Source organism: Paenibacillus sp. CMM36, assembly GCF_053570945.1.
Window position 1 is genome coordinate 333,412 of sequence record NZ_JBSEDY010000001.1, and the last position, 20,035, is coordinate 353,446.

The window sequence follows — 20,035 nt, forward strand, 5'->3', positions numbered from 1 at the left end:
CACTGTGCACCTCAATACTCAGAGTCGACCTTAAGGTCGGCTCTTTATATTAGGCTTAGGACAGTGTGAATTATAGCTGTTCACGAATCCTAATCTATGATACATTAAAATAATGTTTTTCCGGCTTGCTTCGGATGAACCGCGGTTCGCAACCATCCCGCGCTATCAAAACTAGGAGGATTTTATGTTTAATCTTTTATGGGGGGCAGCTTTTGTCCTCGTCAATTTTATGTTCTTTTTGTTATGTTTTCGGTTGTTCGGTAAAAAAGGGCTGTACGCCTGGATTGGTGTTGCTACTGTACTAGCTAACATTCAGGTAACCAAAACGATTGATCTGGTCGGCATTACCACGACATTGGGAAATACGATGTATGTTTCTATGTATATGGCCAGCGACTTGCTGAATGAAAAATATGGGCCTAAAGAGGCGCGTAAAGCTGTGTGGTTCGGCTTTTTCACTCTGATTATGACGACGGTCACGATGCAAATGGTGCTGCAATTCGAGCCAACTGCAACGGATTTTGCCCAGACCCCGATGCAACAGCTGTTTGGATTGTTGCCAAGGCTTGCGCTGGCCAGCTTGACAGCCTATGCAGTCAGTCAATTGCTGGACGTGCGTCTGTACGCCTGGATTCGCAAGTTTTTCCCGGAACGTCATCAGCTCTGGATTCGCGGCAACGGCAGCACGATGATCAGCTCGTTTATAGATACGCTCATTTTCTGTACTATTGCCTTTTACGGTTATGCGTGGGGGATATGGATCGAGATATTATTCACCACCTACATCTTAAAATTTGTACTGACTGCGGCGGGTACACCCATTTTGTACATTGCACGCAATTTCAACTTTATAGAAGAGGAGGGGCAAACCCTAAAGCCATGATGGCTTGGGGTTACCCCTCCTTTTTTCTGCTTTTTATATAATGAATAGCGATGGGTTTATCCGAGTACTGTCAGTTCTTTTGGAAAAGAGGTAAGCACTTCAACACCATCAGAGGTGACCAGAACGTCATCTTCAATCCGCACACCGCCGAGGCCTGGCACATAGATGCCGGGTTCGATTGTGAACACGAAGCCTTCATGAAGCAGATCGCTATTGCCTCCGTGTACAGATGGATATTCGTGAACACTCATGCCAAGGCCGTGTCCAACTCGATGGTTAAAGGCAGGGCCATATCCAGCGGATTCAACAACAGCCCGTGCTGCCTGATCTACGGATGCGCAGGAAACTCCCGGGCGAATGGCGGCAATTCCCGCTTCGTTCGAGCGAAGAACCGTATTATAAATTGTTTCGAGCTCAGTCGATAGCTTTCCAAAAGCAAAAGTACGCGTAATATCCGAAGCATAGCCATCGGAGTATACGCCCATATCAAACATGAGCAGATCGCTGTGTTGCAGCTTGCGGGTACCCGGAACACCATGAGGCAAGGCTGTTTTGGGTCCAGACAGCACTGTTGTGTCAAAAGACGGGCCATCTGCACCGATTTTTTTCATCTGGTATTCGATTTCGGCCACCAGCTCGACTTCCGTCACCCCTTCACGCACATGGGTGAGACCGTGACGAAGGGCATCTTCCACCAAACGAGCTGCATGTTTCAGACGTTGTACTTCCTCAGGAGTTTTTCTCACACGCATTTCTTGAAGCACTGGACCCAGGTCTACATATTGAGCCGCGCCAATGGCAGTATGTAGCTGTTCGTAACGGAGGACGGAGACGTGCTCCTTTTCCAGCGCGAATGCTTTCACACCGGTGCCTGTGCGTTGACGCAGCAGATCATATGGATTGTCCGTATCGGTGTGGGTGGATATACGAGTCACAGAAGAAGCAGCTTGGGCGGCTTCTGCATCCAGGGCGGGTACGATCAGTTCTGGTTCTTGGTCCCGAAGCAACACCAGACCAAGAAAACGCTCATGCGGATCACTGGCAAAGCCCGTCAGGTAGTAAATATGTTTAGGATCGGTCACAAGCAGGCCGTCCCAAGACTGTGACTTCAGTTCATCATACAGTCGGGTTATTTTCTCATTCATAAAGTCTCATTCCTTTCTGCCTATTTATTCATTATAGCTCTTCATACATCATTATTTATAGCATGGAATGACTTATTCTCTTTCCTGACTTAATGTTTGCAGACGTGCCTGTACATTCTGATCATAGTAACCACCATGGTAGCAGAGTACCTTTTCAACATCCAATACAGTCAGTTTATCGAGGCTCTTTAGGGCCAGCGGCATATCCGGCGTAGCCGACTCAGCGGGACCGACCAGTTCACCCTCGACTACAAGCAACTCATCTGCTGCCAAAAGTAGCTTTTGTGCGGGCACATACAAGCTGATATGCCCGGGCGTGTGGCCGGGTGTATGTATAATCTGTATTCCTCCACCATAGGGTAGATGCTCACCGTCCTCAAGAATATGAGCAAAGCGCAAATCTGGCAGGCGGCGAATCAGATCCTCTGCTTGTTGCTTGAGCGTAGTATCCAACTGATTAATCCGTTCCGGCGTTAGCTTCACAAATGGTCGCTCTCCTGTCATATAAGGGACGTCATCCTTATGGGCTAACAGGGCAGTATTCGGCAGCAAGTCCAGCAGTGCATGAACATTTCCGATATGGTCAATATCTTGATGTGTTAAAATAATTCTTTTCAGGCGGCTGATATCCTCACCCACATCTGAAATAGCCTTGCGTAATGGCTCCAATTGGCCGAGCATTCCCGTGTCAATCAGTGTAAGTCCATCCTCGTCCTTGAGCAGTACAGGATAAATGGTTGTTTTTCCAAAAAAAGATTCCATAGGTATTTCCAAAATCAAGAGTTGAGTTCCAATATTCATATTAAGCTGCTTCAGAATCCTTGACTCCGAAACATACCTCCCGTCTCGTCATGTTAAATCGCTTACTACGTTTTTGTTTTTCTTCAAGCTCTATTATAAAACCCTTTGGGACTAATCCGCAAAACAACTCGATATGGCTGATCGGGCGCTTGTCTTGTACAATAAATAAATCACACAATAGGAGGCGGATACGAATAATGAATAACGACCAATCTTTTTCCATTGAATTTGCATGCAAAGAGGATCTTCCCGATATTGTGGACATTTATAATTCTACGATCGCAGGACGAATGGTCACGGCAGATCTGGAACCGGTGACAGTGGAAAGTCGAATTCCATGGTTTGAGGCTCATCAGGAAAACCACCGGCCTTTGTGGGTTTTAAAACAAAAGGGTACAATTACCGGATGGGCCAGTCTTCAGTCCTTTTATGGGCGTCCAGCTTATAACGGTACAGCAGAAATTAGCATATACGTCCATGAGGATTCTCGTGGAACCGGAACAGGAAGTCGACTGGTGCAGCACTTGCTAAATGAATGTCCGAGACTGGGGATTACCACGTTGTTGGGATTTGTTTTTGGTCATAATGAGCCAAGTATTGGGCTGCTACGGAAGTTTGGTTTTGAGCAATGGGGGTACTATCCGCGTGTAGCTGTGCTGGACAGCATAGAGCGAGATTTGGCGATATTGGGTAAGCGAGTGGATGAATAAGCTTATGACATATAAATATTCTTTGTAACGTGTACAGAAAAAGGCTGTTTCCAAAATCGTCTCATACACTGCAGATGATTTTGGGAGCAGCCTCTTTTGCTTTTCTATTTTCATCGCTTTTAGCGCTGTGGTTTAAAACGTATACTGTGAAAAATCTGATTAAGCACTTCAGACAGCACCAAACCGACAGCAATCGCTCCTGCGATCATCAGCGTGCTCATCGCCAGCTCCAGTGCCTGCGGATAATGTTGTTGTACGAACTGGCGCATGGCATTATAGGCCATTCCCCCTGGAACGAGCGGAATCATGCCTGCGACACTGAAAATAATCACAGGCATTTTGTACAGCCGCGCAAAGCCTTGACTGACGATGCCGATGAGGATCGTTGCCAAAAGGCTGGCGCTCACAGGTCCCATGCTGTCCGTAGTTGAATAATAGACCAGCCAGCCTAGCATACCGACGAAACCGCATTGCAGCAGCGAGCGCCGAGGGGCATGGAAAAGTATGCCGAATGCAGCGGTGGCAATAAAGCTTGTGAATAATTGTGCAAGCATAGACTTGAATCTCCTCCGAATCACATATAAGAAATGATCACCGCAACGCCAGCTCCAATGCCGAAAGACGTCAGGCAAGCATCGGCTCCCTTGGAAAGACCCGAAACAAGGTGCCCGGACATTAAATCACGGATGGCATTTGTAATTAACAAGCCTGGAACCAGTGGCATGACAGAGCCAATAATAATTTTATCCATCATCTGTCCCCAGCCTACTATCGTTAATAGAGCCGCCAGCAAACCGATTAGAAAAGATGCAGAAAACTCTGAGAAAAACTTAACCTTAACGAGCCTGTGAAAATACTGTACGGCTGCAAATCCGATACCTCCGCATAACACAGCTGCGGGGAAATCTCGCCAAACTCCACCAAACATGATCATAAAGCAACCGCTGGCCAACGCAGCAGCCATCAGCTGTATACGGTTAGAATAACGGAGGGGACCACATTCAATCTCCGAAAGCTCCTTGACGGCAGCGCGGGGAGACAAATCACCTGTGCTGATTTTACGTGAAATGGAATTGACCTCTGTCACCTTGTGCAAATCGGTGGTCCGCTCTACGATGCGAATGAGCGTGGCAGGCTCCGAGTCATTAATGGCAAAAAAAATCCCAGTTGGTGTGACATAGCTATGGGACTGGGATATGCCATAGGCCGAAGCAATGCGGGACATCGTGTCTTCAACACGATAGGTTTCGGCTCCATTTTGCATCATCAGTTTGCCCGCCAACAGACAAACCTCAATGATTTCAGGAGTAGGATAGGAATGATTATTCATGCTCGCTCTCTTTCATTCATACCGGGCCGTTCGACCCTATTATTTTCATTTATTGTAGCACAAAAAGCCGCCTTTTCGGAGGCGGTTAGGTTAGGGGAAATCCAAGGAATTCGTCATGATTCTATCATATCAGGAATAACGGTATAGTAGGACTCTTCCAGATATGTTGCGGCCTCAGATAGGCCCATCAACTTAAGCTGTCCAGCTACAAAAGCACGAAGGGCAGAATGGGTGAACAGATGCCGTGTCTGGGCATCTCGAATAAAGGCCAGTCTGGCTTCACGCGAACCGTTGTGGAATAACTCACGCACAGCTTCGCCTTGTTGTTCCCAAAGGAAAGGCTCCGTTACGGTCAAGAGTGCACTCTCCTTAGAAGAGCTATGCTTCGCAGAAGAAGATACCTGAATGCCCAAGCCGTTCAGCGTAGGAGCTGCTTCATTGTGCTTCCGTTCTGTACGCAAACTATCGATATAGGCAGCCATATCCTGAATCGGTTCGATACCAAAGCGTTCCCGGAAGCATTCGCGTACAAACGCGGTACGTTCATCTACAACCTGAGGCAGTCGCTGACCTGCATGTCCAGAATAGTCATCTCCACTGGCGTAGTATCGTTGTAATGAACTGTTCTCTGTATAAACAACACTTAAAAAATCCTGCAAATGACGGGCAACCACCCATACACCCGTCCAATCGACGGGAGATACGCATACGATAGGGGCCTGTGAAAGGTCCTTTTCAAGACCAAAATCCGTTAAAAAGCCATAATGTATTCCGTCCACCCCTGCATGGGCAAAAGGAATAACATCTGGTGGTGTAGCCATATATCGTGGCGCGCGGCCCTGCTCCATAATCAATCCCAAATCAAAACTCAAAGAATGCCGGTTCGCTTCGAGCTCCTTTTCAAATTCTATAAGTGCCTCAATCAAAGGTGTAGCTGATCCATAGGCTAGGTTAGAACCGGAATCCATCGTGTCTGCCTCCCTTATCCAATACATCCATAAAGCGTCCATCCCTAAAAGGTACGTGATTTTACACGAAATGTAAACCTGTATGACGAATCTTTTCAAAAATGTGACCTTTTACCCGTGTGTTGTCAAATAAAACGCTTTCGGGCAAAGCAGGACAAGATACCTATATTAGCTCGGTAGAGAAGTAAAGTGAGTTTGCGAAAATGCGGTCTTTTCAGTGTATGTTAGCAACCGTGAAGTGTGATTGCAGGATGCGCAATGTGAAGGGCAGGGTGCAACGTAACAGGCCAACGGGTATAATATCAGGACAAGGTGAAAAGGAGCGACATCCGAAGATTTAACAGAAAGAAGTGGGCATATGAACTTGCAAAAGAAGGCTGTTTTTTTTGATGTAGATGATACGATGTACGATCATTTGCACCCTACACGCGATGCATTGCGAACAGTATTAGGATTGAGTGAGCGTTTTCCTTTTGAGAAAGCCTACCATCGTATTCGCTATTATAGCGATGTACTATCGGCTAAAGGAGGACTACTGGAGGGGAAGGCAGGGACGCATGAACTGGATGAGATGAGAGAAGGCCGTTTCATTCTGGCTTTACAAGAATTCGGGATAGAAATTACCCGTGAGCAGGCAGAACATGTTCAAGAAGAATATTTGGATCGTCAGTACCGAATTGAGCCTTTTGAGGGGGCTACCTCGTTAATAAATGATTTGAACTCGGCTGGCTTTTTAGTTGGATTAATTACCAACGGTCTTGAAGAACACCAGATGAGCAAGATCAAGGCTATGGCGTTGGAAAATCATGTTGCAGCAGAGCATATCTTTGTATCTGGAACCGTTGGCTATGCCAAGCCTGATCCGCGCATTTTTGAAGTAGTGAACGAACGGACAGGAACGTTAGCAGAGCACTGCTGTTACATTGGGGATTCCTGGCGCAATGACGTGGCGGGAGCTATAGCTGCGAATTGGCAGGTGATCTGGTTCAATCACAGGAACGCTCCCCCGGAAACTGACGTGCTAGGAATCTATAAAACAGCGGCAAGCTATGCAGAGTTAAGAAGGTTGCTTTTGCCGGACGCTCGTTAGACACGGCACATACCGTTTTTTCTAAAAGAATCAACCTATTTTGAAGCCATTCCCAAAGCTAACCCGTAATACTATTTATCTGTTATAGATCTAATTTCATTGGTAATGGTTTAGAACAGAAAAGGAGGGGATCGCGCATGGTAGAACAATGGAGGCAGGCAGAAGACATCATAAGTCAAGTGACCGTATACAGTACAGAGGATAATGATCCGGTTACCATTAAAACAGCCACTCAAGACGTCCGCTGTATTGGCATCGGGACAGATGCGGCCGTATTTACGCTGGATACGTTGCCAGGCTACGCATTCAAGGTGTACTCAGACATGGCGATCGACAAGAAAGATGCGGAGGCCGACGTATATGAGCGTTTGCGAGGGTCTGACTTTTTTCCTCATTATTACGGAAAAGGCGACAAGTATATTGTCATAAGTTATGAATCCGGTATTACGCTGCTGGATTGTTTGCTGCAAGGAATTCCTGTGCCAGAGCAGGTCATTCTGGATGTGGAAAAGGCGAGAGAATTTGTCCGATCCAAGGGGCTGAACCCCCGTGACATCCACCTCAAGAATGTACTCATGCAAGACGGGCGTGCCAAGGTATTGGACGTATCTGAATACGTGAAGGAAGGCGATGACAAGCGCTGGGAGCATTTGGTGTGGGCGTATCATACGTTTTATTCTGGTATCTCGGAGGTTAAAGTTCCCTCATGGATTTTGGATACGATTAAAAAATGGTACTACAAGCTGGATAACTCCAACTTTAATCTGGAGGAATTTGCCCAGCGTGCCAGTCAATTGTTCTCTAAATGGAGGTCATAACCGCTGTGAAGATAACGGATATGCAGTCTGATCTTTCCATAGCAAAAAGGATTGCACCCGCATTTAGGGGAGCAATCCTTTTCTTTTATCTGAAATCCCGAGGCACTCTTCTCGCTGTACCACTCGCAATTGCGGCTTGAATTACCTTTTCACGCACCCGTTGAACCGCACTCTCGTTAAATACACCAGGGATTATATACAGCTTGTTTAGTTCTTCAGGACGGATCGTGCCTGCGATGGCCTCGGCGGCCGCCAGCTTCATCTCTTCGTTGATTTCACGGGCACGGCAGTCGAGCGCTGCTCGAAAGATGCCTGGGAAACAAAGCACATTGTTAATTTGGTTAGGATAGTCCGAACGTCCGGTGGCGATGACACCCGCAATGTCCTCGACGTCCTCTGGCGCAATTTCGGGAACTGGGTTAGCCATAGTGAACAGTACCGGGGCTTCTTTCATACGTTTCACGTCTTCTCGTTGCAGTAGTCCGCCTGCCGAGAGTCCGATAAACACGTCAGCGTCCTTCAGAACCTCGGACAGCGTGCCAGACAGCCGTTCGGGGTTGGTATGCTGCGCATACCAGTTCCACATCTGATGCTCGTATGTTTCATCCGCTGTAAGCGCTCCGTGACGATCTACGCCAATGATATTGACTGCTCCTGCAGATAGCAAAATTTTCGTACAGGCCACACCCGCAGCCCCGATACCACAGACGACAATTTTGACGTCAGACAGGGCCTTGCCGACAACCTTGAGCGCATTGATCAGCCCTGCGTACAAAACGACAGCTGTACCGTGCTGATCGTCATGAAAAACAGGTATGTCCAGCTCGTTACGTAACCGCTGCTCAATCTCAAAGCATCGTGGCGATGAAATATCCTCCAGATTAATACCGCCAAAGGCTGGGGCCAATTGCTTAATGGCCTTAATGATTTCTTCGGTGTCCTGCGTATCCAGACAGATGGGAAAGGCATCGACGGACCCGAGCTGCTTGAACAGCATAGCTTTGCCTTCCATAACTGGCATGGCTGCATAGGGACCGATGTTGCCTAGCCCGAGGACAGCGCTTCCGTCAGAGACGACGGCGACCGTGTTGCGCTTGATCGTCAAACGGAAAGCTTTGTCCGGTTCCTCGTGAATCGCCATACATACGCGTGCCACATCGGGGGTATATACCCGGGATAAGTCATCGCGGTTTTGAATGGGGACCTTGGGCTGCATTTCAATTTTGCCCCCGAGGTGTAATAGGAAGGTACGATCAGAGATGGATAATACCTTAACACCTTGTGCTTTTTTAATCCGGGCAATCATTTGATCGATTTCTGCTGGATCAGCAATGGTGACTGTAATATCTCTCACAGTGACCTTCTCAGAGGTGCGGATGACGTCAATGGCGATTACATCCCCGCCATGTTCGTTTACCAACGTAATCAATTGACCAAATTGGATGTGCTCTGTGGAAATTTCCAGTCGTAAAATGATATTTTTACCGCCAATACCGCCTTGCATGCAAATTCCTCCTTTGTCTTCCATGACAAAATCATACGTAGGATCGATTGATTGCGCTTACAATATGAAGCGGATGTAAAATCTATGCTGATATTTTAAATTAGTGGTTTCTTCCCCTATCATAGTGAACAATCACTCGCTTGTACAGATCAAGTTGAGTAATATCTTTTATTTTGTATCAAAAAAAGGACGAAAGCCTGGCTGTATTTCAGTCCAAGCGATCATCCTTTTTTTCAATGAAATGATTCACTTTATTTTCACGCATTCGATCTGTTACGTCATATTTTTACCGTAGTAAATTTCGTCCATTTCAATTTTGAGACGTGTTGATATATTTTGTTGCTCTTTTTCAGTCAGACTTTCCTTGGTGTAGCCGAACAGGTAATTGTCTAAATCGAATTGTTTTAGCTTACATTTGGTATGGAAAATATTTTCCTGATACACATTCACGTCGATCATGTCATACTGACTGCGCACTTCGTCTGGAATATAGTTTTGAATGGAGCCGATATCATGGTCGATGAAAAGCTTATGTCCATTCATATCACGTGTGAAGCCGCGTACCCGGTAATCAATCGTCATAATGTCGGTGTCGAAAGAATGAGTCAAATAGTGGAGTGCCTTGAGCGGGGAGATTTCCCCACAGGTAGAGACATCAATATCTGCTCGAAACGTACTGATCCCCTCGTCTGGATGATATTCCGGGTAGGTGTGAACCGTAATGTGGCTTTTATCCAGCTGTATCACGACAGATTCAGGTAGGGGGCCTGGTGACTCGGCATAAGATTCAGTCGGAACCTCCACAATGGGTCCCTCTGATATAAGTACTGTCACGCTGGCTCCTTGAGGAACATAATCCTGCTGGGCTACGTTGAGCACATGGGCGCCGATAATGTCAGATACATTCTTTAAAATAGCTGTCAGCCGATCTGAGTTATATTGTTCATCAATATATTCAATATACGCCTCGCGTTCTTCTTTGGTTTTGGTGTAACAAATATCGTACATATTGAAGCTCAATGATTTGGTCAGGTTGTTAAATCCGTGCAGGGTAATCCGCTGTTCCGGTGTTATGGTCATAGGCTATTTCCCCTTATAGTCGCAGTATTCATACATAATATTCCCAACACGCCTTTTCATATACCGATTCATAAAATCAGTTCTGTAGCTGTTAGATTAAAGGCTTGAACAAGTATGTCTTACCCGTTTGGCATAATTAAAAACAGGCAGGGGAGTGGCTTTGTTTTTACATGTATGGAAATTTTAATGTATATATACTTTATTTCTTACTCAGCAATTTTTAAGTAACAGGACTTATAATATGAACTATGTATACGAAGAAGGAACTGAACTGACAGAGAACTCGTAGTAGAACTTAAGAACCAGGTTAGTAATTCAGTAATTTAATGTGTATCACCTTCACAATGCCGAAAGCTTAACCGAATATGATTATAGACCCGGAAAAATAGTGATTTTGTATATTGCATAAATCGAGAAAGCAACTTCAGCTAATAATATGCGTATAATAAAATAAACGTAAGAAGCTGAGAATTATGAAGTTAAAATGAATTTGTTAGCGAGTTTAATTTACAAACCGATCCCATGTTACTGTCAGGATTTTGCACAATTCGATTCCAGTCGCTCCGAAGTGCAAGATATAGACGAACTAAACTACTTCGTTCTATACCTTTGTTCATTGGAAGTCGCTTATTGGATTTTTGCAAAATCCTTTACTGTAAGAAAAACGGTGGAAGGAGTATCAAGATGCTGGCTTTGTCCGATCCGGCCTGGACTCTGCTCCAAGGCCCTTATGGTTCTTCTCAATACGTCCCGGAAATGTTGAAGCAGCTCCAAGCCGGATATGATGGCGAAATGGCTGACACCTTGTATTGGGAGGAGCTGTATCACCAAAATACGTTGTATACTTGTACATTTGCGGCTGTACCTTACCTTGTAGACATTGCGTTAAAAAGTTCTGATATAGGGATTCGTGCAGATATATATAACATTTGCGGAATATTCGAAGCGAAGAATAACAATCCCTTACATACCAAAGTTCCTTTGGAATTTACAAGGGATCAGGTGAAAGTGGATTCTAGTCTGGCTGAATATATTTACGCGCAATATCGGTGTGCCATTGTCCGACTTGCAGAATTGACTGAAGAAATGGTGCTGTATGCGAAAGAACACGAAGGAGATGTCGGTAAACGCTATGTTCTGGCTGCGGGTGCCGCTTTTCAGGGTTATCGCTGCGTAGCTTATATGCTACAAAGCTTCGATACTGGTGACGAATATACGCTGGATTGTCCGCATTGCGGTACCCCGCTCTATATTTGGCCTGATGAACAGAATGACACCTTGGTTGTCTATGATAAGGATCCTGTAAATTCAGATAATCTGGTTCCCCAACCGATTCGCCCCCGTTCATTGGACCATAGAGGTGCTAATATGCAGTGGTTGCACGAATATGCCCAAAAAATTGAAGAGAACAAGCTGATTGCCCAATTACCCTATTTAAATGGTTGGGTAGATTGTCCAGTGTGTAATACGCCCATATATATATGGGATGAGTTGATGAAAATGGCTGATGGTGTTCGGAGGTATACCGCTTAATCAATCAAAAAAGGGTGCTGTCTTCTACAGCCCCCTCATTTCCTCTTCTATTTTTCTATCTAATCTCCGTATGCTTTGCTCAATTCTACTCCCGGAACGGATTCAAAAAGGTTTTAGGAATGTCGGATTCAAAACGCAGCAATACCCCGGTGACGGGATGAATAAAAGACAATACCCTCGCATGTAGGCCAAGGCGCCCAATCGACTTGGATTTGGAACCGTATTTTTTATCTCCAACAATGGGATGACCGATATCCTCCATATGTACGCGGATTTGATTTTTGCGTCCGGTTTCCAAACGTACTTCCAGCAAAGAAAAATGCCGATTGGCTTGGAGCAGCTTATAGTGAGTGACTGCGTGTTGTCCGTCATTCGGATAAGGACTGGAATACATTTTTAGCGTCTTGCTTTCTTTCAGCCATGAGGTGATTGTACCCTCAGCTTTTTTAACCTGTCCTTCTACAAGAGCAATGTATGTTCGTTCATACACAACTTCCTTCCACGCTTTTTGCATTTCCTGCTGTATGGCTTCGCTTTTCGCAAACATCATCACTCCTGATGTATCACGATCCAAACGATGCAGTACAAAAATACGATTGTACGGATGCTCGCGTCTCACATGGGCCGTAAGCTGGCGATAGGCTGTTACTTCCTGCTCCTGCGCTGAAGCCACGGACAGCAACCCGGCATCCTTATGGATAACGATAATGGCTTCATCCTCATGCAAAATACGTAGCCCAGTCAGTGGTACGACGGGAATTACCTTTTCCTTGGAAAGAGCGACAGTCTGACCTTGCTCCAGTGGAAAATTATGCACGGTACGCGGAATGCCGTTGACGGATACCTGCCCACGAGCCAGTGCTGATTTAATGGAGTTGCGACCCATGCCAGTCACATGCTCTACTAAAAAGCTTAACAGCTCGGCAGGCTCCTGGACGATGTATGTTTTGGCAGGGGCTTTATCAAAAGCATTCGTTCTCCGTGGAGCTTCCGGTCTATGGGAGCCAGATCTTCCGGCAGGTTTATGACTGCGTTTGGAATGGCTTGCGTTTGACGTAGATTTTGTATGATTTTTCCGTTGGGGTTTCCGATTGTTCATGGGTTCTTTCTCCTTCTTGGAACCGTGTCTCTTCATAATTATGGACAAATTTTCGGCACCGTGTTCACTATATCATGAGAAAACAGCGAACGCCATAAGGGACTAAACCAGATTGGTAGTCTTCTAGCGGTTGAACATTACCCTGAACCCCGGTAAACTAAAGGTAACGAAAGAAAAGCCGATATGCGTCAAGGACGCTAGAAATATGAGGAGTTTTGAAACTATGAGTGTACAAGCACCAACCTTGGAACGGGCGCAGGACTTGCTGCAAAAATTTTATGGCTATCCCGATTTCCGGGAGGGACAAAAGAAAATTGTGGCCAGTATGCTGGAGGGCAACGATACGTTGGGCATCATGCCGACAGGGGGCGGAAAATCGATATGCTACCAGATCCCCGCGTTGTTGCATGAGGGGCTGACCATTGTCGTGTCACCGCTCATTTCGCTGATGAAGGACCAGGTGGATGCGCTGACCACGATGGGGATTGCTGCTGCCTACATCAATAGTACGTTGAGTGGTCGAGAAGTGAATGATCGCATACGAGCCGCACGGAATGGTGACTTGAAGTTACTGTATGTCGCACCGGAACGACTGGAACTGGACTGGTTTCGCGATGAAATGGCTCAGTTGCCGATTTCCTGCGTAGCGGTAGATGAGGCTCACTGCGTATCGCAGTGGGGCCATGATTTCCGTACCAGCTATCTGGCTGTGGCTCCATTCGTGGACGGGCTGTATGAACGTCCAATCGTGGCTGCGTTTACGGCAACGGCGACACCGCAGGTCATGGATGACATCGTGCGCTTGCTTCGTCTGCGCTCACCGGAGACGTTCGTTACAGGCCTTGGACGGCCCAATTTGGCGTTCAGTGTGCTGCGCGGGGAAGACAAACGCAGCTTTTTACTGAATTACGCCCGTGAGCATGAGGGTGAATCGGGCATTATTTATGCGGCGACACGTAAGGACGTGGACGATTTGTACCAACGGCTGCGTGATGCAGGCATGGCGGCTGGACGCTATCATGCCGGGATGACAGATCAGGAACGTGCAGATAGCCAGGAAGGGTTTCTGTACGACGATATCCGTGTCATTGTAGCAACTAATGCCTTCGGCATGGGGATAGATAAATCGAACGTACGCTATGTCATTCACTACAACATGCCTAAAAATATGGAGGCTTACGTACAAGAGGCGGGACGCGCAGGACGTGATGGCGACCCGAGTCAGTGTATTCTGCTGTTCGGACCACAAGATATCGTGACGCAGAAGTTCCTGATTGAGCAAAATCCACAGGATGAAGACCGCAAGCGTAATGACTATCGCAAGCTCCAGCAGATGGTTGATTATTGCTACACGACTCGTTGCCTACGTACAGCACAGCTTGAGTATTTCGGAGAAGCGGAGGAGCATAAAGCTTGCGGCATATGCAGTTCATGTACAGATGAACGGGAACTGGTTGATATGACCATAGATGCGCAAAAGATTTTTTCGTGCATTCACCGCATGCGGGAACGTTATGGGGTCTCGATGGTCGCCTCGGTGTTGAAAGGCTCGCGTAACAAAAAAGTGCTGCAGTATGGTTTTGACAGCCTACCAACCTATGGCGTGATGGGCAACCGGACGGAAAAAGAGATCGCCGAAATCATCAATGTTCTTGTTTCGGAAGGCTATCTGATGTTGTCCGAGGGACAATATCCGGTCGTACGCTTGCAGCAGCTTGCGGCTGAAGTGCTGAAAGGCCAGCGAGAAGTCATGCAGCGTGTGGTGCGACATGCCACGGCTTTTGCAGGTGGAGCAGGTTCACGCGGACGACAGGGACGCGATGCATACCCGGCCGCAGTCAACGAAACCGTGTTCGAGCAATTGCGCCTGATCCGCCGCGATCTGGCCGCTCAGGAGCATGTACCGTCTTATATCATTTTCAATGATGCGACGCTGCGTGAGATGAGCGTAGCGAGCCCACAATCCGAGGCAGAGATGTTGCGGATCAAGGGTGTCGGAGAAGTGAAGTTCCGCAAGTACGGCAAGCCGTTTCTTGATTTTTTTCATAATCAGGGGAATATCGGGGGAACGGTAAGTGAGGACGAGATTTATGCAGACGATGTGTACGAGGATTTTGAATAGCCATACTAAGGTAAGGATATAACAGTCCATGCAAACTATAGAAGGTTGTGACCTATGAAAGTCATTTTATCAACGTTAAATGCAAAATATATTCATACCTCGCTGGCCATCCGATGTCTCAAAGCCTACAGTGAAAAGGACTTTGATATCGAGCTAGCGGAGTACACGATTAAAGACCCGGTGATGAACATCGTATCCGATTTGTTTCAACGGGGGGCAGATGTCATCGGCTTTTCCTGTTATATTTGGAACATTGAAGAGACGATTAAAGTCATCGATGTATTGAAAAAGATTATGCCCGAAGTCAAAATTGTTCTGGGTGGTCCAGAGGTATCCTACGATACGGATCACTGGATGAAGCGTTTGGCGAATGTGGACTTTATCGTGGTTGGTGAAGGAGAGGAAACCTTCCATCAACTGCTGCAGGAGCTGGAAGGGGATCGCAAGTTCCATTTTGTGTATGGACTGGCTTACCGTAAGGGAGAAGAGGTCATTCAGATGCCCGGTCGCCCGAAAGCGGACTTGAACGAGCTGCCGTCGCCCTATCGTTTTGCAGAAGATATACCGGAACTCGGGAAACGGGTTGTTTATTTTGAAACGAGCCGGGGTTGTCCGTTCAGCTGCCAGTTTTGTCTGTCAAGCATCGAAGTTGGGGTGCGTTATTACGATATTGAGCGCACAAAGTCAGATATTTTATATCTGATCGACAATGGAGCCAACCTAATCAAGTTCGTGGATCGGACGTTTAATATTAAACGCGATTATGCACTGGAAATGTTCAAATTTTTGATTGAAAATCACCGTGGATGTGTCTTCCAGTTTGAGATTACGGCAGATATTATGCGTCCCGAGGTATTGGATTATTTGGCGGAAAACGCGCCGCCGGGCGTATTTCGTTTTGAAATCGGCGTCCAATCAACGAATGATCCTACCAATGAGCTGGTTAAGCGTCGCCAGAACTTTACCAAACTTTCTCGTACTGTTACAAAGGTCAAACAAAGCGGTAAAATCGACCAGCATTTGGATTTGATCGCCGGATTGCCCTTGGAGGACTACAACACATTCCGTAAAACGTTTAATGACGTTTTTGCGCTCGGCCCGGAAGAGCTTCAACTTGGCTTCCTCAAAATGCTGCGTGGCACCGGACTGCGTATCGACGCAGACAAGTATAACTATACGTATATGGATGTTGCGCCGTATGAAATGCTGAGCAATGACGTCCTTTCCTTTGCCGATATCGTCCGACTCAAGCGCTTGGAAGATGTATTGGAAAAATACTGGAACTCTCATCGTATGGATCATACAGTCAACTATCTGATTGAGCGTGAATTCTCGTCCGCCTTTGATTTCTTTCAGGAATTCGGAGACTACTGGGAAGGACAGGGCTGGCAAAAAATCGGACATCAGCTCGAAGACTTGTTCACACGTCTCCAGTCCTTTCTGGAATCGCGTGGAACAAAGCGAATGGATATGGTGCTTGGACTGATGAAGCTTGATTATTTCCTTAACCATAAATATAAGCCGCGTAAAATTTGGTGGGAGCATAGCTTGGAGAAGAATGATTGGTCCAGCTATATGAAAATGGTTCTCCAGCACCCGGATGCGCTGTTGTCACCTGTGGTTGCAGATTTTGTGGCAGATGCGAGCAAGGAGAGTACAGGCGGAACGGATGTAGGCAGTCAACAGCCGCAGCCATACCGCGAGATTATCCCAGCCTTTGCTTCCTTGAAGCTGAGTGAAAAAGAACTGCAAAAGCACGCTGTGCTGGATGTACTGCCGTTCAGTCTGGATCATATCCTGAGTGGGGGTAGCCCATTGACTGCCGAAGGCCGCACGCTTCTGCTTGTAGTCTATCAGCAAAATGGACAGCAAAAGCCGCTCTACTACACCATGCCGATCGGCAAAAATATCGCTGCGATTTAATATAAGAGGCATCGACTTTGATATACCAAGAGTCGGTGCCTTCTTTTGTCTTATAAAAAACAGGTGAGCACTCCAAATTTTACATTCGTGTAATCTATTGCTTTACGATGCTTTACAAAGCAGATATATGATTACTTTATCATATATGAATATTAAATTTATTGGAGTGTGACCTTGTGAAAAAGCGTTCGATGAAAAAGAGTATCCTTGCTTTAGGTGCCATTACCGTTTTGAGTGCGCCATTGTTATCTGCTAATATCCCTAACGCTTTTGCAGCCTCATCTAATACCAAGTCTACTACGACACAGGTATCCAAAGGACAGAAAACCTCGTCAGCGAAAGTCGATGCCCCTAAGAATGTCATTCTCTTTATCGGCGATGGTATGGGAGAAGCAAGTCGCAACGCGATTCGCTTGGCGACGGTAGGGAAATCGGGATTACTTGAAATGGACAACATGCCTGTAACCGGCCTGGTTAGCACAAGTTCAGGGGATAACCTGGTTACGGATTCTGCCGCCGCTGCGACTGCTATTGCAACAGGTGTGAAAACGTATAACGGCGCGATTGGAATGGATTTGAATAAAAAACCAGTGACAACGATTATGGAGCTGGCTAAAAAAGCAGGCATGTCTACAGGTGTCGTGACGACAAGCCAAGTGACAGACGCAACGGGGGCTGCCTTTGGTGCGCATGTCGAAAAACGCTCCGCTCAAAGCGAGATTGCCAAACAGTATTTGGAGAAAAGCAAGCTGGATGTTATTCTGGGCGGTGGTGAGGATTTCTGGTACCCTGCCGGAACAGTAGGCAAACATCCAGATGCTCCGGCAGAAGATCCTGAGGAAGCGAGTAAGGGAACTCAAGGGAATTTGGTAGAACAAGCGAAGAAGCTGGGTTATAGCTATGTGACGGATCAGACAGGAATGAAAGCAGCCAAAGGTTCTAAGTTGCTGGGGCTGTTCGCCAATGAAGAGATGTTCCAAGCTCACAACAAGCAGGGTAACTCTTACAATCCAACGGTTTCTTTACCGGATATGACGACCAAAGCAATTGATGTTCTTTCCAAAAACCAAAAAGGTTTTTTCCTGATGGTAGAAGAAGAAGGAACGGATGAGATGGCGCATGACAATGAAGGTGAGCTAACGATTAAGGCTGGGCAACAGCTCGATAAGGCCGTTAAAGTAGCTAAAGAGTATGCCAAAGCACATCCAGATACATTAGTGTTGGTGACGGCAGATCATGAAACGGGCGGTTTGGCGATTGAAGGCGAAGATGCGGAGGATGAATCCGGTGAAGGTGTTTCCAAAGAGGATGGTCCTTTTACTGTAAAAGGCTCTAATGAAAAGTTTTATATTGACTGGACCACGGGAGGACATACATCTGTTGATGTGGCGTTAACCGCGATGGGCCCAGGCTCTTCTCAGTTTAGCGGGAATTACCCGAATACTGCCATTCATGATAAGCTGGTTAAGTTGCTTCAATTAAAGAAATAGCTCGGGGTGTAAGCCGCCACTTTAAAGGCTTTCCATATTGGCAATATGGTTTTTCCTGTGATAAATTAAAGCTAATAAGTATATACTGAAAAAGAGCAAGGATGCTGCCAACATCCTCACTCTTTTGCAACAGCCGCTTATAAGGGCGGTAGTTGTAGGGTTGGATTAGTAAAATAGACCGCATTCCTTTTCCAGAGGACGGTCTATTTCTTTTTGTTGAAGGAAAGAATCAAGATCACCAATGTCGCAAATTGAATCATCAACATCAATGTATCTTTAACCTCCACAGGCATTACCTCCTTTGCAGGAGACTAGCCGACCGTGTTCTACCTTTACTCCTCCGTTGTTTTCTTTCCCCATACTAATTTCATTATAAAAAATATAATGGTCAGCATGATGACAAGCAATGCCATCTGCGAGCCATAACGATGAATCAGTTCTCCTACTGCCTGTACATGATCGCCAAAGATACGCCCGAGTAGAAAGAAGATCAGCGTCCAGATCAAACCCGTTGAATAAGAGAAGAGGGCATAGCGCTTGAAGCTCATTTTATTGATTCCGACAATATAAGGAATAATGTGACGGACGATCGGCAGCAAATAACTGATGCAAATAGTGAAGTTCCCATACTTATGTATCAATTTTTCCGAAAACGTAATGTACTTGTCCATTTTTTTCTTCCGGCGTAAACGTTCTAGAATCGGTGTGCCCACGGTTCTCCCCAATACATAACCTAAGGACAGGCCTGATATAACCCCAAGATATACAATTAAAAAAGCGGGTAACGGGTGAAGTATGCCCATGCCTGTTACAGCCCCGCCAGTCATCACAATGACTTCATCCGGGATGGGCAGACCCACAATCCCAAGCCATAGAGAAAAGAATAATGCTGCATAGCCGTATTGTTCGATGATGGAAATTAAATATTCCACGTCCATACCCGTACTCCTTTCTTAAGCTTTCTTTCGGCATACATACACGAATGCGGGTGGAACATTCATGGGCACAAACTTGATTTCTTCAATATCAAACCATTCACCTAACTGCTGCTTCATCTGTTTAGAGTATTGAAAGGCCACAAACATTCCTCCATCCCTGAGCGATAGATGAATTTGTTCTACAATTTGATTCCGCATCGCTTGTGGAAAATTGAAAAAAGGCAGCCCACTGATTATGCAGTCAAGCTGTTCTATTTGGGCATTTTTCATAGCAAGCTGAAGCTCACGCGAGTCGGAATAGCACAGATAATTCGGGAATCTTCTTTTTAAACTCTGCTGCATGGTTTGGTCTTTCTCAAAGAGTAAAACCTTGGGTTGAAATTCAGCAGCAGACGGGATGTATTGGGTAATTGCCCCTGTTCCAGCACCAAGCTCGGCAACAGCATGAACTTCACTCCATGGAATGGATTCTATCATATTTTTAGCTAAAAATCTGGAACTTGGTGTTACACTACCCACATATGCAGGCGAGTACAAAAATTTGAATAGAAACATAAGTCTCTCGTGAACCAAATGGCTAATACGGATCATACATCATTTC

General features: G+C 46.2%; 19 protein-coding genes. 8 read left to right on the forward strand and 11 right to left on the reverse strand.

The features are described from left to right. Nucleotides 1-184: 184 nt before the first annotated feature. Nucleotides 185-883 carry a queuosine precursor transporter gene (locus ACWA2B_RS01700; protein WP_449291633.1) on the forward strand — a complete coding sequence of 233 codons (699 nt, stop codon included), beginning with the start codon at nt 185-187 and terminating at the stop codon, nt 881-883. A 56-nt stretch (nt 884-939) separates the two neighbouring features. On the opposite strand, the gene ACWA2B_RS01705 is transcribed toward ACWA2B_RS01700, so the two are convergent. After that, nucleotides 940-2,028, reverse strand: a complete 1,089-nt coding sequence (locus ACWA2B_RS01705) for a M24 family metallopeptidase (protein WP_449291634.1) — start codon at nt 2,026-2,028, stop codon at nt 940-942. Between the two features lie 72 nt (nt 2,029-2,100). After that, nucleotides 2,101-2,829: an MBL fold metallo-hydrolase gene (locus tag ACWA2B_RS01710; RefSeq protein ID WP_449291635.1), complete on the reverse strand. Its 729-nt coding sequence runs from the start codon at nt 2,827-2,829 to the stop codon at nt 2,101-2,103. Between the two features lie 197 nt (nt 2,830-3,026). On the opposite strand from ACWA2B_RS01710, the gene ACWA2B_RS01715 reads away from it, so the two are divergent. Next, nucleotides 3,027-3,539 carry an N-acetyltransferase family protein gene (locus tag ACWA2B_RS01715; protein ID WP_449291636.1) on the forward strand — a complete coding sequence of 171 codons (513 nt, stop codon included), beginning with the start codon at nt 3,027-3,029 and terminating at the stop codon, nt 3,537-3,539. A 119-nt stretch (nt 3,540-3,658) separates the two neighbouring features. Here ACWA2B_RS01715 and ACWA2B_RS01720 read toward each other — a convergent pair whose 3' ends face one another. The 3 genes from ACWA2B_RS01720 to ACWA2B_RS01730 form a co-directional block, all read right to left on the reverse strand. Then, the gene (locus ACWA2B_RS01720) at nt 3,659-4,093 is read right to left on the reverse strand and encodes a threonine/serine exporter family protein (RefSeq protein WP_013309318.1); all 435 of its coding nucleotides are present in this window, start codon (nt 4,091-4,093) and stop codon (nt 3,659-3,661) included. 20 nt (nt 4,094-4,113) lie between these two features. After that, nucleotides 4,114-4,869, reverse strand: a complete 756-nt coding sequence (locus tag ACWA2B_RS01725; protein ID WP_029516404.1) for a threonine/serine exporter family protein — start codon at nt 4,867-4,869, stop codon at nt 4,114-4,116. Between the two features lie 113 nt (nt 4,870-4,982). Continuing rightward, the gene (locus tag ACWA2B_RS01730; protein ID WP_029516405.1) at nt 4,983-5,837 is read right to left on the reverse strand and encodes a hypothetical protein; all 855 of its coding nucleotides are present in this window, start codon (nt 5,835-5,837) and stop codon (nt 4,983-4,985) included. A 358-nt stretch (nt 5,838-6,195) separates the two neighbouring features. Here ACWA2B_RS01730 and ACWA2B_RS01735 point away from each other — a divergent pair, with 358 nt between their 5' ends. Together ACWA2B_RS01735 and ACWA2B_RS01740 are read left to right on the forward strand one after the other, a co-directional pair. Next, nucleotides 6,196-6,927, forward strand: a complete 732-nt coding sequence (locus ACWA2B_RS01735; protein ID WP_449291637.1) for an HAD family hydrolase — start codon at nt 6,196-6,198, stop codon at nt 6,925-6,927. 137 nt (nt 6,928-7,064) lie between these two features. Next, nucleotides 7,065-7,745 (forward strand): serine/threonine-protein kinase, encoded by a 681-nt coding sequence (locus tag ACWA2B_RS01740; protein WP_029516407.1) that lies wholly within the window; start codon nt 7,065-7,067, stop codon nt 7,743-7,745. Nucleotides 7,746-7,830: 85 nt separating this feature from the next. Here the strand turns inward: ACWA2B_RS01740 and ACWA2B_RS01745 are convergent, their stop codons facing one another. Together ACWA2B_RS01745 and speD are read right to left on the reverse strand one after the other, a co-directional pair. Continuing rightward, nucleotides 7,831-9,249: an NAD-dependent malic enzyme gene (locus ACWA2B_RS01745; protein ID WP_029516408.1), complete on the reverse strand. Its 1,419-nt coding sequence runs from the start codon at nt 9,247-9,249 to the stop codon at nt 7,831-7,833. A 273-nt stretch (nt 9,250-9,522) separates the two neighbouring features. Beyond that, nucleotides 9,523-10,329 carry an adenosylmethionine decarboxylase gene (speD, locus tag ACWA2B_RS01750; protein ID WP_029516409.1) on the reverse strand — a complete coding sequence of 269 codons (807 nt, stop codon included), beginning with the start codon at nt 10,327-10,329 and terminating at the stop codon, nt 9,523-9,525. Between the two features lie 684 nt (nt 10,330-11,013). Here speD and ACWA2B_RS01755 point away from each other — a divergent pair. Next, nucleotides 11,014-11,862, forward strand: a complete 849-nt coding sequence (locus ACWA2B_RS01755) for a hypothetical protein (protein WP_029516410.1) — start codon at nt 11,014-11,016, stop codon at nt 11,860-11,862. 85 nt (nt 11,863-11,947) lie between these two features. Here the strand turns inward: ACWA2B_RS01755 and ACWA2B_RS01760 are convergent, their stop codons facing one another. Continuing rightward, nucleotides 11,948-12,961 (reverse strand): RluA family pseudouridine synthase, encoded by a 1,014-nt coding sequence (locus ACWA2B_RS01760; protein ID WP_069012016.1) that lies wholly within the window; start codon nt 12,959-12,961, stop codon nt 11,948-11,950. Between the two features lie 223 nt (nt 12,962-13,184). Here ACWA2B_RS01760 and recQ point away from each other — a divergent pair, with 223 nt between their 5' ends. The 3 genes from recQ (at nt 13,185) to ACWA2B_RS01775 (ending at nt 18,496) form a co-directional block, all read left to right on the forward strand. Further along, the gene (gene recQ / locus ACWA2B_RS01765; protein WP_029516412.1) at nt 13,185-15,083 is read left to right on the forward strand and encodes a DNA helicase RecQ; all 1,899 of its coding nucleotides are present in this window, start codon (nt 13,185-13,187) and stop codon (nt 15,081-15,083) included. 54 nt (nt 15,084-15,137) lie between these two features. Continuing rightward, nucleotides 15,138-17,006, forward strand: a complete 1,869-nt coding sequence (locus ACWA2B_RS01770; protein WP_069012020.1) for a B12-binding domain-containing radical SAM protein — start codon at nt 15,138-15,140, stop codon at nt 17,004-17,006. 176 nt (nt 17,007-17,182) lie between these two features. Continuing rightward, nucleotides 17,183-18,496, forward strand: coding sequence for an alkaline phosphatase (locus ACWA2B_RS01775; RefSeq protein ID WP_185156331.1), 1,314 nt, complete (start codon nt 17,183-17,185; stop codon nt 18,494-18,496). A gap of 203 nt (nt 18,497-18,699) precedes the next feature. Here ACWA2B_RS01775 and ACWA2B_RS01780 read toward each other — a convergent pair whose 3' ends face one another. From ACWA2B_RS01780 to ACWA2B_RS01790, 3 genes are read right to left on the reverse strand one after another with little or no spacing between them, the layout of a single operon-like run. After that, entirely contained in the window at nt 18,700-18,789 is a 90-nt protein-coding gene (locus ACWA2B_RS01780; RefSeq protein WP_367988533.1) for a putative holin-like toxin, read from the reverse strand. A 39-nt stretch (nt 18,790-18,828) separates the two neighbouring features. Next, on the reverse strand, nt 18,829-19,434 hold the full coding sequence (locus ACWA2B_RS01785; protein ID WP_342434978.1) for a DedA family protein: 606 nt from the start codon (nt 19,432-19,434) through the stop codon (nt 18,829-18,831). Between the two features lie 15 nt (nt 19,435-19,449). After that, the gene (locus ACWA2B_RS01790; RefSeq protein ID WP_322251346.1) at nt 19,450-20,025 is read right to left on the reverse strand and encodes a class I SAM-dependent methyltransferase; all 576 of its coding nucleotides are present in this window, start codon (nt 20,023-20,025) and stop codon (nt 19,450-19,452) included. Nucleotides 20,026-20,035 lie beyond the last annotated feature (10 nt).